At 44.5% G+C, this 15484-nt stretch carries 13 protein-coding genes and 1 pseudogene; 1 reads left to right on the top strand and 13 read right to left on the bottom strand.

What is annotated here, in order from left to right; all coding sequences use genetic code 11:
• Positions 1-55: 55 nt before the first annotated feature.
• Positions 56-670 (bottom strand): hypothetical protein, encoded by a 615-nt coding sequence (locus tag N685_RS0105295; RefSeq protein WP_162176091.1) that lies wholly within the window; start codon positions 668-670, stop codon positions 56-58.
• A gap of 314 nt (positions 671-984) precedes the next feature.
• On the opposite strand from N685_RS0105295, the gene N685_RS0105290 reads away from it, so the two are divergent.
• On the top strand, positions 985-3069 hold the full coding sequence (locus tag N685_RS0105290) for an N-6 DNA methylase (RefSeq protein ID WP_031406457.1): 2085 nt from the start codon (positions 985-987) through the stop codon (positions 3067-3069).
• Between the two features lie 29 nt (positions 3070-3098).
• On the opposite strand, the pseudogene spoVT reads toward N685_RS0105290, so the two are convergent.
• The 12 genes and pseudogenes from spoVT to dnaB all read right to left on the bottom strand — a co-directional run bounded on the left by spoVT (position 3099) and on the right by dnaB (position 15415).
• Positions 3099-3630: pseudogene (gene spoVT / locus N685_RS18270) on the bottom strand (stage V sporulation protein T).
• 149 nt (positions 3631-3779) lie between these two features.
• Positions 3780-4622, bottom strand: a complete 843-nt coding sequence (locus N685_RS0105280) for a MamI family restriction endonuclease (protein ID WP_031406455.1) — start codon at positions 4620-4622, stop codon at positions 3780-3782.
• A gap of 217 nt (positions 4623-4839) precedes the next feature.
• Positions 4840-5319 (bottom strand): 23S rRNA (pseudouridine(1915)-N(3))-methyltransferase RlmH, encoded by a 480-nt coding sequence (gene rlmH / locus N685_RS0105275; protein ID WP_031406454.1) that lies wholly within the window; start codon positions 5317-5319, stop codon positions 4840-4842.
• An 84-nt stretch (positions 5320-5403) separates the two neighbouring features.
• Positions 5404-5556: a CxxH/CxxC protein gene (locus N685_RS18880; protein ID WP_084177467.1), complete on the bottom strand. Its 153-nt coding sequence runs from the start codon at positions 5554-5556 to the stop codon at positions 5404-5406.
• A 61-nt stretch (positions 5557-5617) separates the two neighbouring features.
• Complete coding sequence (locus N685_RS0105265; protein WP_031406452.1) at positions 5618-6832, bottom strand: S1C family serine protease; 1215 nt, start codon at positions 6830-6832, stop codon at positions 5618-5620.
• A 101-nt stretch (positions 6833-6933) separates the two neighbouring features.
• Positions 6934-7728 carry an MBL fold metallo-hydrolase gene (locus N685_RS0105260; protein WP_031406450.1) on the bottom strand — a complete coding sequence of 265 codons (795 nt, stop codon included), beginning with the start codon at positions 7726-7728 and terminating at the stop codon, positions 6934-6936.
• Between the two features lie 6 nt (positions 7729-7734).
• Positions 7735-8517 carry a two-component system regulatory protein YycI gene (locus N685_RS0105255; protein ID WP_031406448.1) on the bottom strand — a complete coding sequence of 261 codons (783 nt, stop codon included), beginning with the start codon at positions 8515-8517 and terminating at the stop codon, positions 7735-7737.
• Entirely contained in the window at positions 8504-9832 is a 1329-nt protein-coding gene (locus N685_RS0105250; RefSeq protein WP_031406446.1) for a YycH family regulatory protein, read from the bottom strand. The genes N685_RS0105255 and N685_RS0105250 overlap by 14 nt, the downstream gene beginning before the upstream one ends.
• A complete protein-coding gene (walK, locus tag N685_RS0105245; protein WP_031406444.1) occupies positions 9825-11654 on the bottom strand; it encodes a cell wall metabolism sensor histidine kinase WalK in 1830 nt (609 codons plus the stop codon). Before walK ends, N685_RS0105250 begins: the two co-directional genes overlap by 8 nt.
• Before the next feature lie 6 nt (positions 11655-11660).
• Complete coding sequence (yycF, locus tag N685_RS0105240) at positions 11661-12374, bottom strand: response regulator YycF (protein WP_031406442.1); 714 nt, start codon at positions 12372-12374, stop codon at positions 11661-11663.
• 169 nt (positions 12375-12543) lie between these two features.
• The gene (locus tag N685_RS0105235) at positions 12544-13830 is read right to left on the bottom strand and encodes an adenylosuccinate synthase (protein ID WP_031406440.1); all 1287 of its coding nucleotides are present in this window, start codon (positions 13828-13830) and stop codon (positions 12544-12546) included.
• Between the two features lie 220 nt (positions 13831-14050).
• Positions 14051-15415: a replicative DNA helicase gene (dnaB, locus tag N685_RS0105230; protein ID WP_031406438.1), complete on the bottom strand. Its 1365-nt coding sequence runs from the start codon at positions 15413-15415 to the stop codon at positions 14051-14053.
• Between the last annotated feature and the right edge of the window lie 69 nt (positions 15416-15484).

Raw genomic sequence — 15484 nt, 5'->3', positions numbered from 1 at the left:
AAATAATAAAAATGGTGAATCGAACACACAAAATCCGATTCACCTCTTGACAAATTCATATTATGCTGTTCTCTATGTTCTCAAGCTCGATATAATACTTATCCCTCACTATTTTTTTTATATCCTCCAATGAATTCAATGGTTTTTTAAATTCTATATCATCCCAATACTCATCAGTGAAATACTTATCCCTTCTATAACTTATTCTTATTTCTTTTTCTATGCTTTTTAGTTTTTTTACTGTTTCTTTGACAGCTATGTCCTGTACGAATCTATTATTTTCTATTGCTCCTAGGTTATAAATAATGGAACTGACAACCTCAACCAATTCCCTGACACTTTCTTTTCGACCTTTCAAGAAACTTTCTGGATATGCACAAAACGCTAGTATTTGTCCTATAACAGAGTTAACATCATTATCCAAAACCTTGGATTCCTTTATGTCTTTTTCGAGCTTCTTAACAATATTAAACTTCTCTTTGTTGCTTTTTTTGTTGCCATTCAAATTGACCCGCTTGGCAGGCTGTCTTAACGAAAATGACTTTTCTAATAATTCTAGTTGCTCATGTTTGCTGAATGTGTAATTATTCATTATTTCTCCTCCAATCATAAAAATAGCCTCAATTCCTAAATTAGGAATTGAGGCATTTATTAAGGAATGTACATTCATATTAATAATATATGCTTGTTTTCTTTTTTATTGCATTTAGGTAACGATTGAAACAGCTGAAACTCTAAAAAATATTCCATAATAAAATAATATTACAAAAGGCCGTTTCTAATCCCTTTTTAGACATATATTATTTGAATGATATTAGAAAAGAAGGAGCTGAATAGAGATATGGAATTTTGGTTTTATATTGGTTTTTTCATAGGGTGAAGTTATGATGTTAATCTAAAATTTTAGATGTCTATCTTGTTCTAGGACAAACATTTTGCTATTCTAATTATTGTTATAAAAAGAAAAAAGGAGAATCTATAACAATGATAAAAAGTATAAAAAGAGGTATTACATACGAAATTTTCTATGAAGTGTTAATGAACCTTAGAGAAGAGTTCCATAAAAATGGTAGATTGGATGATTCAAATGCAAAATTGGACGAGATTGTAAAATTACTGATAATGAGCTACTATGAGTCCAAAACAGGAACAAATAGATTTGATTTAGGTAAATTAAGTGAAATTGCAGAAGCTCGATATGGATTCAGAGAAAACATTGCACCAGTACTAAGAGATTTATTCGAAGAAATTTCAAAAGATGAAATGTTTTACAATAATGATGGTACAAATATCTTTGGTCCCAATCCAACCCTAAACATACAACCTTCCGAAAATGATTTTGCAAAAAATCTGGTAAAAGAAATTAGTAAAATCAACTTTTCTTATTTAATTAACGAAGGGGAAAGTTCTGACTTCGATTTAATTAACGAATGTTTTGGACACTTTGTCCGTGATAATTTTAGAAATAATAAAGAAGATGCACAATATATGACTCCACAAGAGGTAGTTTTCCCTGTCCTAGATATGGTGTTTTCAGATTTGTATAATGACAAAGACTTTAGAGAGCTATTAGTTGAAAAAGAAGGAAATTTCCTTATAATGGACCCAACTTGTGGTGTAGGAACATTACTAATTGAACCTTTAAGATATATTATAAAATATGTGGAAAAATTAGATTTACCACCCCATAAAAAAGAATCTATTATAAATAACCTAAAAAATAATTGTGTAATTGGCCAAGATAAAGTCGATAGAATGGTAAGATTATCAAAAATTAATATGTTGTTAATGGGAGCAAATATCTCCAATATATTTCATGGTAATAGTATTTTAAACGGGTCATATCTTGATAATTTCTTAGGGAAAGTAGATTTAATTGTAACTAATCCTCCGTTCGGAGCTATATATAATATAGCCGAAATAAAAAATTCAAAGCGCTACACAATTATTAACAATCTTAGTGAAGATTATACAAATATTGATTCTGAGTTAATTATGTTAGACCGTTGTGTAACTTTATTAAAGCCGAAAGGCAAATTAGTTATTGTTTTGCCGGACAGCGTTGTTTCTGCAAAAGGCATTTATGCAAAATTTAGAGAAGAACTTTTAAAAATTTGTGATATTAAAGCTATTATTGATTTACCAGCTGTAACTTTTGCTCAGGCGGGAACCAGAACAAAAACTGTTATTATTTACCTTGAAAAGAAAAAAACTATTGGAAATACTATTTTCATGTCCATTTGCAATGATATTGGTTATGATGTAAAGGAAAGAAAAGGAGTTCCGGTTAAGATTGAAAAAGGTCAAAATCAAATGTATATGATTTCAAAAATATACATTAATTCGATAAAGAAACTAAATAAGAGTAATTATGAAATTCTATGCGAAGAACCATCCTGTACCTTAGTGAATGAGTCTAATTTGATTGATAATTTTCTAACTCCTAATTTTTACAAATCCAATCGGTTAAAGACCCTTGCAATTCTTGAGTCAATAGATAAATCAATATTTGATATCGTAGAGCTAGGGGCAATAACTGAATCACCGAAAAGGAAGCGCCACCATGTAAGTGAAAACATTAAACATATAAGTATCTTGCACATAAATCCAGATGGAACAATTGATTTAAATGCTGTAAATGATTTTAAACCTGTTTCCAAGGGAACTGAATGCTATAAAGGTGACGTTTTGTTTTCAAGAATTAATCCTAGAATCCCAAGGATTGCTGTAGTACCGGATTTCGACAAACAACTAGTTTGTTCAAATGAATTCGAAATTCTGGTACCAAAGCACGGATTAAATCCATACCTTCTTTATATACTTTTAAATATGGAAATAGTACAAAATCAAATTGAATCTTTAACGGCAGGTACATCATCTTCACATAATCGAATCAAATCAGACCAACTCCGAAGTATACTTATTCCTATCCCTAAAAAAGGAAGTAAAATATACGACGAATTTATTAAAATCGGCTTGGAAGTAGAAGAAGCAATTAGATTAAAGTATACTGCCACTAGAAATCTTGATGAACAAAAAGCACATTTAAAATCACTTATTGGTGTATAAAAAAAACAAGGGCAAAAGCCCTTGTTTTTTTATTGCTCCATTTGTCGAGCTAAGAATCTTGCTGCCGTTTCGACAGCCTTATGCTCTACCTCGCCCAAATTCTTATCTCTTGATAAAATAACAACTGCTCCAATCGGGTCACCATTTGCGACAATCGATTGCATAAGATTTCAATCTTTCTGTATGTCCGTCGACTATTTCCACTTCACTCTCTTCCGTGTGAAGTACAGATTGCCGTTCCTCCATCACTTTTTCAACTAATGAACTAACTTTTTTGTTAAGAAATTCCTTCTTAGAAACACCTGCTACAGCAATAAACATATCGCGGTCGCAAATTAAAACAGGATGACCCAAACTGTCAAACAAGGCTTCTGCATATTCTGTCGCAAAATCACCTAATTCATTAATCGGTGAATATTTTTTCAAAATTACTTCTCCATCTCGGTCAACGAAAATTTCTAAAGGGTCTCCTTCTCTAATTCGTAAAGTTCTACGAATTTCTTTGGGAATTACCACTCTTCCTAAATCGTCAATACGACGAACTATTCCAGTTGCCTTCATCTAAGATACCTCTCCTTCATCGTGTAGTTTATATTTAAATAACTACATGTTACAGTTAGTATTAATCAAATAATTGCTTCTATACAAAAATAAAGGGAAGTTGTTACTTAAAACACAAAAAAGAGGGATACATTTGTACCCCTCTTTGATTAGTTAAACTTATATATTTGAATTTCTCCATTCATATCTTCTTCGGCATGAAATATTAGTTCTGAACCTTGAGTATTTTCAAGTTCCACTTTCAATTTTTGGAATCCATCTTCTCTTCCGTTACCATGTCTTGCAAAGTTTTCATTTGTTTTGTTTCTAGGAGGGAATAATTGGAAGTTAACGCTTGGTCTGCCTGTTGTATTTTGAAATTTTGGATACCCAAGTTTATTCATCCATTCAATATATCGTTGTTTCAAAACATTATGCTCTTTGACATTGACTTTCCAAATTCTAACCCTAAACTTCTCGTTGGTATTAAAATCCATCGATACCAAAAAAAGTTTATCATATTCAAGAAATGCTTCCATTCCCGCTACATTTACCGCTGTAAAGTTCCACCTTGGTGCAACAGCACCTCTTTTGTCTAATGAATCAAGGAAATTCGCGGATTTAACCTCAGACCCATCAATTAAATCATCCCCTTTTCCTCTCATGCCTTGCCCGGGTATCTGAGTTACGAGTGATACAAGATGCTGTGCAATATATCCTGTATCAATTTGAGCAGTTTGGCTGGTTAGTGTGCTCCAAATCGATAATTTTTCCCTTTGTTCAACTACTTGTTCCTTTAGTAATTTTTTTGCAAGCTCCATTCTATCCTGTTCACTAAGTGTCTCGAGTATTACTTTAGATAGTGTTACCCGTTCATCTACTGAAAGTTGCCGAATATTGAATCTTTTGGTAATATCACTAACTATGTCATTGATTTTTTGATTTTCTTTTTTCCCCTTTGTATACAAATTCATAACTGTTTCTTTTAGTGTCAATTCATCTGCAAGTAACATTTTCCAATCCCCTTTCATTTATTAGATTCAATTACATTTTAATACATTTTTTGAGAGTCATCAATATTTTTTTTGAGGTTTATCAATATTTTATTTGAGATTTATCAAAAAAAAAAAAAAAAAAAGAGAGGGAATTGCATTCCCTCTCCTAAAAATATTTTTTATTTATAATTAATGCAAAATACGCAAAAGAGTTAGCTGAATCAAAAAACCTCATTTACTTATGATACGGCTCCCCCCGGTTAATGCGAAACGCGCGGTAAATTTGCTCGAGCAAAATGAGGCGCATGAGCTGGTGTGGAAACGTCATTTTCGAAAACGACAGCGTCTCGTCGGCGCGCGCCATCACTTGTTTGCTTAAGCCGAGCGAACCACCGATGACAAACACCACTTTGCTTTTGCCGTAGGTGGCGAGCTCATCGAGACGGGCGGCAAATTGTTCGGACGATTTCATCTTCCCTTCAATCGCGAGCGCGATGACGTGGGCGTCATGGGGGATTTTCGCCAGAAGCCGTTCCCCTTCGCGCTCTTTGATTTGTTCCTCCTCAAGTTCGCTCGCCCGCTCCGGCGTTTTTTCATCGGCGACTTCGATAATGTCGATTTTGGCGTACGCGGACAGCCGCTTTGTATATTCATGAATTCCAGCGATTAAATATTTTTCCTTCAATTTACCCACAGCGACAATGAAAATATGCACAAACAATCCCTGCCTTATAAACAGCTTATCAACAGAATTTATCCACATATACACAATACATATCCACATATTGTGAAAAAACGGTTATCCTCCTACAGCATATACCGCTCGTCTTTCACAAAAATCGCATTGTTTTCCGCTGTTATCCACAGGCAGGAGATCCGGCGCCTGTTCTGTTTCATCTACATATTGATCAATGGCGATGTCGACATGTTCTTCACATGTGAATATCATCATTCTCGCCCCTCTCCTTGTGGAAAAAAGAAGGAGCGTTTTCGCTCCCTCCGTTCGCTTTCGCTTAATAGGATTCGCGCGCCAGCTTCATCGTAACTGTGCGTTTTTTTCCATCACGATAAAACGTGACTTCCATCCGGTCGCCGATCGATTTTTTCGTGTACAAATACTTGCGCAAGTCAAGCACATTGCGGATTTTTTCGCCGTCAAGCGCCACGATGACATCAAACTGTTTTAAGCCCGCCTGTGCGGCCGGCGACATCGGCACGACTTGAATGACCGCCACTCCTTCCGTTACGTTCGGCGGCAAATGAAGCGTCGCCTGCCAATGATACGATGGGATGTCGCTTAGCGAGCGAAGTTCAACACCCATATATGGACGGCGCACTTGTCCGTATTTTTCTAAGTCCGAAATGATCGGAATGGCCGTGTTGATCGGAATCGCGAACCCGATGCCTTCAACCGCCTCTTGGGCGATTTTCATCGAGTTGATGCCGATGACTTGCCCTTTGATATTGACGAGAGCTCCGCCGCTGTTTCCTGGGTTGATCGCCGCATCCGTCTGCAATACTTCTGCGTTCCAGTCTGGAGCGCCGTCTTGGTCCAAATCGACTTCGACCGTCCGGTTCGTTCCAGAAATAATACCTTGCGTCACCGATCCGGCGAACTGCAAACCGAGCGGATTGCCGATGGCGATGACCGGCTCGCCTGGCTTCAGCGTATCAGAATTGCCGAACTGGGCAACTTTTTTCACATGCTTCGCGTCAATTTCCAAAACGGCTAAATCCATAAGCACATCGCTGCCGAGCAGCTTCGCCGGCACTCTCGTTCCATCTTTTAAGCTCACTTCAAGCTGGCTGGCGTTTTCGATAACGTGGTGGTTCGTGACGATAAACGCCCGGCCTCCCGCTTTCTTGTAAATGACGCCCGATCCGACGCCAGTCTCGCCTCCTTGCGACCAGAAGCCCGCTGCTTGAATATTGACAACGCCGACAACCGCGTCTGACACTTGGTCGATCGCCTTTGTCACCGCCGTCGTCACATCAACGAAAACACGCTGCCGAATCGGTGGAGTTCCATTTTCCTTTGGCTCTTCCTCTGCTCTTTGATTCGGCACAACATTATATGGGAGGATATCCCAGCGAGAAAGCGCCGGAATGGACATGAGGACGAGGAGTCCTCCTAACACGGCCCCGACAAGCGCGGAAACAAACGATCCGCTGCGCCGCTTCCTCCTCGTTTGTCCGTACGGCTCATAATGGTCGTCGTAATATCCCATACTCGCCATCCTTTCCACATTCGTCTCCATCCCTCATTATAATCATGAACAGGAGAAAAAATCCAACAAACGCGTTTTCCTCAGTTTCGGCAAAACGGGCTTTATACATACGCCAATGCCGTTGCCCGGCGCGGATCGGTATCGTACAAATGAAAGCGGGCGCCGACCGCTAAGCCTTTCTGTTCCAACACTTGCGTCACGGTCATGCGCGCCAGCTCTTTCATATTGTTATCTTGGCTCAAATGGGCCAAATAAATTTGCTTTGTCCGGTCGCCGATCACGTCAGCAAGCGCCAAGCCCGCTTCCTCATTCGAAATATGGCCGACATCGCTTAAAATGCGACGCTTGACGCTCCATGGATATCTCCCCATCCGCAGCATACCGACGTCATGATTGCTTTCAAACACGAACACATCCGCGTTTTCAATCGTCTTTTTGATCCGCTCGCTCACGTAGCCGGTATCGGTGAGCAGCACAAGCTTTTTCCCTTCATAATGGAAAACGTAAAACATCGGCTCGGCGGCGTCGTGAGAGACGCCGAACGATTCGACGTCGACATCGCCAAACGTCCTTACAGTGCCGAGCGGAAAGACAAATTTTTGCTCGGCCGGAATGTCGCCGACCGCTTGTTCCATCGCCTGCCACGTTTTTTCATTGGCATACACCGGCAACCGATATTTGCGGGCGAGGACGCCAAGCCCTTTAATATGGTCGCTATGTTCATGGGTGACAAGCAACGCATCGAGTTGCCCCGGATGGCGGCCGATCTCAGCAAACAGTTCCTCAAGCTGCTTGCCGCTCAAACCAGCGTCAACAAGCAGGCGCTGGCGGTCTGTCTCAATGTAAAAGGCGTTGCCGGTGCTGCCGCTGGCCAGCACACTAAACCGCATCGTCATGTTCTTTCACTCCAGCACATTTCCTTGATCATTGATCACTTGCCCTTCAAACGCATTGACGAAATAGTCTTCCTTCCGATTGACAACGATATGCCAAGTTGGAGTCAACACTTGGGATGCAGTAAATTGAACAAGCCCGTAATAGCCAAGCTCCACTTTCGTGACGCGGTCACCCGGCTGCAGATGCCCTTTTCGGTACAACGTCTCAATGGCTTTAATTGCCGGGACGATATCTTGCTTGCGTTCGTACTTTTCCAATTCGCTGAGCATCGTCTGTTCATACGACAGCGCTTCTCGTTTCCCGTTGACATGGATGACGAGCTTGCTGTTTTCATTGCCGTAAATCATTTTGCCGTCATACACTTGGTAGCAGGTCAAGATTCCTTGCTTTTCATCAAACGACCAAAAAGCATATTGCCCGCCGCCGATGATGTAGCGTTGCAAAAACTCACGCAGCTGGTATGGATCGTCAATCGGCAGCGCAATCGGATCGATGAATGTTCCTTTGACTTTCGTTTCTCCTTCGATTCTCACTTTTTGCCCGGGCAGCTTTTTTACATCTGCCATGGTGAATGAGCGGCTTTTGCCGCTGACATACGCCGCTTTCGTCACTTCCTTCGGCAGCTCGACGTACGTAATGCCGTTCGCCTCAAGCTGCTCTTCAATCGTCGTTTCCAAAATGACATCAAGCTGGCTGCTGTTTCGTTTTTCCATAAACTGATAGCCTAAAAAACAGTCGAGGATGAGGAACACGATAATAAAAATGGTCTTTGTTTTACTCCAGTCCATTAGTTCCCCCTCCTCTCGCCTCATCGTCCATGTTCACCTTTTTCCATGTTTGTCCGTACAGGTAGAACCATGCCGGTTCAAGGCGGATGACTTTTTCCCGCTCCGGATCTTTGATGAGCTCATAGCCGATGACGATATCTTTGATGAGCGATTTGCGAACGCCTTTCGTCTGTTCGAACCAGTTGACGATCTCATGACCGGACGGCAGCGTTTTTGGTGTGCGGTTGCGATCCGCGATTTCAAGGCGAAAGAGCGGGCGCTGGTATTTCATCAAATCGGTCGCTCCCCACGTCTCTACGATTTCTGACATGCCGTATTCATTAAAAACTGGATAACCGTTGACGACGAGCCGGAAGGTGACTTTCCGATCTTCCTCACTCCAGCGTGCAAAATGATATAGATCCGTCCAACCGCCGTGCTCATTGATAAAATCAATGCTTTTTTGGATGATATGGGTTTCTTGCTCCGTTTGCCCCATATTTGAGACGCGCGCCGCTGGATTCACATACAGCAGCATTCGTTGAAGAAAATCGACGTCCATCAGCCGCGAACCGTCTGTATATTCTTCGCCAAATGGAATCAAATCTTTTTTGACAAAGCTTGGGTCGCTAAAGAGCGCTTCTTTAAACTTGTCTGCGTCCAACTCGTCGGTATAATATTGCAAACTGCTGAGCACCACTTCTTTTTCCGGCAAATACAACTGCTTTGTTTCGCTGACCGGATAAGCAAAATAACGCGGAAAATGGCTCGCTTCTTTCACCAACCGACCGATCGCCGACAAGGAAGCATCACTGGCAATCGCCTTGTAAATTTTGCGCTTGTCGGTCGCAATGAAGTAGATGGGAAACTCATCCTTCCCGCCAAGCGGGACAAGTATGCGGTCAAACGCCAATCCATCGAGCCGTCTGTCATCGATTGTGAAAATCAATTGGTATATGTCGATCGGCACCTCATCGGGGTAAATGATCTCGAGCCGCTCTTTGCCGTTTAGAAACGATAAAAACTTCCCTTGCGGAACAGAAGATGAAACGTCTTCGAAATCGTCAAGCGTCCACTTTTTCATTTCTTTCAGCACTTCATTTTTTTCTTCATCTTTCGTCACAGCATAGGAGACGCCGTTTTTATGAATGAGCATCTGCTTCGGCTGCACAACCATCGCCGTGTCCACTTGGGTGTTGCTGACTGACACATGCTGAATATATTCGTCATTTTGCAGCACATCGTATTTCGGATGATATGTCCATAAAGCAAACGTTAAGGTAATGCTGATGAGCACAAGCAACGTCAACACGATGGTTTTGATCGTTTCATACATCGCACCAGTCATCCTTTTGTTCACGTTCTAACGGCAACGTAAAATAAATCGTCGTTCCTTTATGCTCCTTGCTTTCCGCCCAAATGGTCCCGCCATGGGCTACGACGACTTCTTTGGCAATGGCCAGCCCAAGCCCCGTCCCTCCCAATTTGCGCGATCGCGCCTTGTCGACCCGGTAAAACCGTTCGAAAATTTTGGCCAAGTCGGCTTTCGGGATGCCGACTCCTTCGTCGCTGACGCTGACGATAATTTCATCCGCCAATTCACGGACGCGGAACGTAATCGTTCCACCTTGGGGAGAGTATTTCAACGCGTTGGAAATGATGTTATCCAACACTTGCGTAATTTTGTCTTCATCCACCTCAATAAAAATCGCCTCGCGCGGAATTTTGCGGACAAACCGGATGTTGTCGCTTTTCGTCAGCTCAAACCGGTCAATGACTTTATGGAAATAGGCAGAAAAATTGATCCACGTTTTCTTCAGCTTGTAGTCTTTGCTGTCGAGCTTGGACAGATGGAGTAAGTCGTTGACGAGCCGAATCATCCGCTCGGTTTCATTTTGCACGACTTGAATGAACCTTGGAGCGATGTCTTTATCTTGCCAAGCGCCGTCAGCGAGCGCTTCTAAGTAGCTTTTCATTGTGGTAAGCGGCGTGCGCAATTCATGCGACACATTGGCGACAAACTGCCGTCGCTCGCGGTCGATTTTTTCCTGTTCGGTAATGTCGTGCAAAACGACGATCAATCCGTTGACAAATCCGCCCTCTTTTTGAATCACCGACAACGACGCGCGCAAAATATACAGTTCCTCATCCGTGCTGAAATCTAAAATGAGGGAATCGCGCTCCTCAAGCAGCGTTTCAAACGTATACTGGTCGGCAATGCCAAGCACGTCGACGATCGAACTCGACAGCACTGTTTCACGTGAAACATTCAAAATGTTTAACGCTGCATCGTTAATGAGAATGACGCGCCCCCGGCGGTCGGTCGCGATCACGCCATCGGTCATATGCGTCAACACCGACTCGAGCTTGCGCCGCTCCCCTTCGGTTGTCGCCTGCGCTTCTTGCAATTTTTTCGTCAAATTGTTGAACGTCATCGCCAATTGGCCGATCTCATCGTAGCCATACACTTTGACCTTGCGGGAGAAATCTCCCCTTGTCATCGCCAGTGCTTGACGGCGCATATCGGAAATCGGCCGGGTAATCGTGCGCGACAAAAAAATGCCGAGTACGGCGGTAATGGCGAGAGCGATCCCCGTCCCGGTCGCCAAAATCATATTGATTTGCCGCATTTGCGAAAAGACGTTTTCCATCGAGGCGATGACGTAAATGACACCTTTGATTTCGCCGCTCGTTTTGATCGGAGTCGACGAAATGTACATGCGATGGCCTGTTTTCGAATCGAGCAGCATCTGGTCAACCATTTCACCCGTAACAAGCGAACGTTTTACGTAAATTTCCGTCGTCCGCTTCCCCACGATATTTTGCGTATACGGGTTGGACGTTGCCAACACTTTCCCTTTCTCGTCGATGACGCGCACTTCAGAAATGTCTTGGGAAACGAAATCGTGAAGAAGCGAACGGATGTCTTCTTCCAATGTCGGGCTTTTTTCATCGCGCTCCCGATTCATTGCCTGCTCGACGTTATAAGCGAGCAACGTCACCCGTTCGTTCAATGAGTTTTTAAAATTTTGCACAAGCTCCGTTTCCAGCTTGCGTACGAAATACACGCCGATGATTTGCATGGCGACGAGAATCAACAGCACATAAATAATGACAAACTTAAAATGAATCGAACGGAATGGACCTACTTTTTTCATGCCGACTCATGACTCCTGTTCCGGATTGCGCAAATAATAGCCGACGCCTCGCCTTGTGACGATCCAATTTGGATGGGATGGGTTGTCCTCTATTTTTTCACGCAGACGCCTTACCGTCACGTCAACGGTGCGCACATCTCCATAATAGTCGTAGCCCCAAACGGTTTGCAGCAAATGCTCGCGCGTCATTACTTGGCCGATATGCTTCGCCAAATAATGAAGCAGTTCAAATTCGCGGTGGGTCAGTTCAATTGTTTCCCCTCTCTTTTGCACGACATACGCGTCCGGACGGATGACGAGCGGGCCGATAACGATTTCATTTGTTTCATTTTCCTCTTCCTCTTGGTTGGCCGTTTGCGCATGACGGCGCAAGTTTGCCTTCACCCGCGCTAGGAGCTCGCGCGTGCTGAACGGCTTTGTCACATAATCGTCCGCACCGAGCTCCAACCCAAGCACTTTATCAATCTCGGAATCTTTCGCCGTCAACATAATGATCGGCATATCATACTTTTTCCGCACTTCGCGGCATACTTCCATGCCGTCTTTTAACGGCAGCATAATATCCAATAAAATCAAGTCCGGCATCGTTTCTTCGACTTTTTGCAGCGCTTCTTCGCCGTCGTAGGCGCAAATGACTTCATATCCTTCTTTTTGCAAGTTAAATTGCAAAATATCGGCAATCGGTTTTTCATCATCGACGACTAAAATGCGTTTTTCCATCTCGCACACATCCTTCCTTTTGCGATGGAATTCTATCATTACTAATTTACCACGTCGTGAACGTGAAATCATCCTTTGCTGATTGCCATTTTGAGGAGCCGATCAAAGAAAAAAGCATAGACGCATAGGCATCTATGCTTCGATCATTCTGTTGTTCGCGGCGCTCCGCTTACGCGTAGACGCTGCGGACGACGTTCGTTTGCGAACGGTCTGGGCCGACAGAAAAAATGGAAAGCGGAATGCCGGTGAGTTGGGAAATGCGCTCGACGTAATGGCGGGCGTTCGCCGGCAGCTCGTCTAAGCTTTTCACACCGGTGATGTCTTCCGTCCAACCCGGCAGTTCTTCATAAATCGGCTCGCATTCAGCCAATACTTTTAAGCTGGCCGGAAATTCCTCGATCACTTCGCCTCGGTAGCGGTAGGCGACGCAAATTTTCAACGTTTCAATGCCGGTCAACACGTCAATCGAGTTAAGCGACAAGTCGGTAATGCCGCTCACCCGGCGAGCATGGCGGACGACGACGCTGTCAAACCAGCCGACGCGGCGCGGACGGCCGGTCGTTGTCCCGTACTCGCGGCCGACTTCGCGAATGCGATCGCCGATTTCATCGTGCAGCTCCGTCGGAAACGGCCCGTCGCCGACGCGCGTCGTATAGGCTTTTGCCACTCCGACGACATGTTTGATCTTCGTCGGCCCGACACCGGCGCCGATCGTCACCCCTCCCGCGACCGGGTTCGACGATGTGACAAACGGATACGTTCCTTGATCGATATCGAGCATAACGCCTTGCGCTCCCTCGAACAAAACGCGGCGCCCTTCATCCAAGGCATTGTTCAATACGACCGATGTGTCACAGACGTATTTGGCGATTTGCTGGCCGTATTCGTAATATTCTTCAAAAATGTCTTCCAACCGGAAGCCCTCGACTCCGTACACTTTTTCAAACAGCATGTTTTTCTCCTTTAAGTTGCGCTCCAGCTTTTCGGCAAACACCTCGCGGTCAAGCAAATCAACGATGCGGATGCCGATGCGCGCCGCCTTATCCATATACGCCGGCCCGATTCCTTTTTTCGTCGTGCCGATTTTGTTTGCTCCTTTCCGCTCTTCCTCAAGCTCGTCCAATTTCAAATGGTACGGCAAAATGACGTGGGCGCGGTTGCTGATGCGCAAATTGTCGGTCGAAATGCCGCGCTCGTGCAAATACAAAAGCTCCGCAACGAGCGCTTTCGGGTCGACGACCATCCCATTGCCGATGACGCAAATTTTATCTTTATAAAAAATGCCCGATGGGATCAAGTGCAACTTATACTTTTCCCCGTTGAACACGATCGTGTGTCCGGCGTTGTTTCCCCCTTGATACCGGGCAATCACTTCCGCATTTTCCGATAAAAAATCCGTAATTTTCCCTTTCCCTTCATCGCCCCATTGCGTGCCGACAACAACGACTGACGACATGGCGAGCACCTCCAGTTTCCTCGGTCTAAACATTGTCAGTGTACCAGTTTTCAGTGATAAAGTCAATGAAACACGAACATTAAAAAGAAATATGGCATCTTTTATTCGTCTATTAATGTTTCGGAAGACTCTCTCTCTTCAACGCCGCGGGTGTAAGCGAGGAACTATTCAAAGGCCAAAAGAACAAAAAAAGGGGCCCCCGCCGGCAGCGCAGTCCGTCTTACGCCCCCGGCGGAATTTGCGCCTCATCGAAGCGGCGCTCTAAGTTGACAAATTTGTTGTACTCTTTAATAAAGGCGAGCTGCACCGTCCCAACCGGGCCGTTCCGCTGTTTGGCGATAATGATTTCAATGATGTTTTTGTTCTCGGAATCTTTATTGTAGTAGTCGTCGCGATACAAAAAAGCGACGATATCCGCGTCCTGCTCAATGCTCCCCGATTCGCGAAGATCGGACATCATCGGCCGTTTATCCTGTCGCTGCTCAACGCTGCGCGACAGTTGCGACAAGGCGATGACCGGCACTTCGAGCTCGCGGGCGAGCGCCTTTAATGAACGGGAAATTTCCGACACTTCCTGCTGGCGGTTTTCCCGGTTGCGCCCACTTCCTTGAATGAGCTGCAAATAATCGATCACCACCATGCCGAGACCGCTTTCTTGTTTCAAGCGGCGGCATTTGGCGCGAATGTCGCTGACGCGGATGCTCGGTGTGTCGTCAATATAAATGCCGGCATTTGACAAACTGCCCATCGCCATCGTCAGTTTGCCCCAATCTTCCGGCGTCAGCTTGCCCGTGCGCAAGTTTTGGGCGTTGATGTTGCCTTCGGCGCAAAGCATCCGCATCACAAGCTGCTGGGCGCTCATTTCCAAGCTGAAAATCGCGACATTTTCGTTCGTCTTCGTCGCCACATTTTGAGCGATGTTTAACGCGAAGGCCGTCTTCCCGACCGACGGCCGGGCGGCGACGATAATCAAGTCGCTGCGCTGAAATCCGGACGTCATTCGATCGAGTTCAGTGAATCCGGTCGGGATGCCGGTGATGTCTCCGTTCCGGCTATGGAGCATTTCAATGTTGTCATACGTCTGTACGAGAACATCTTTAATATTTTTAAAGGCTCCTGAGTGCTTCCGTTGGGAAACCTCCATAATTTTCCGTTCGGCTTCATCGAGCAAAACGTCAATTTCATCTTCCCTTGTATAGCCATCTTGAGCAATCGATGTCGCCGTGCGAATAAGGCGGCGAAGCACCGATTTTTCCTCAACAATGCGGGCGTAATATTCGACGTTGGCTGCTGTCGGCACCGAATCGGCAAGCTCGCTTAAGTAGGAGACACCGCCCACTTCCTCAAGCTGCTCCAAAGCAGCCAGTTCCGCCGTCACCGTCACTAAATCGACCGGCTCGCCTTTATCAGCGACGCGAAGCATGGCGTGGAAAATTTTTTGATGGGCCGCGCGGTAAAAGTCTTCGGGAATTAATCGTTCCGAGGCGAGCGTCAGCGCAGTGGGATCCAAAAACACAGCGCCAAGCACGGCCTGCTCGGCTTCAATGCTTTGCGGAGGAATTCGTTCTGAAAAAAGTTCGCTCATCGTCTCACCGCCTTTTCCCCCGTTTCATTTCCGTCGATAATGCCCCCGCCATAGCGGGCGGGGGCACCA

Source organism: Geobacillus vulcani PSS1 (genome assembly GCF_000733845.1).
Lineage (GTDB): Bacteria > Bacillota > Bacilli > Bacillales > Anoxybacillaceae > Geobacillus > Geobacillus vulcani.
The sequence above is the reverse complement of the archived record's forward strand: the minus strand, read 5'-3'. Positions and strand labels throughout refer to the sequence as shown.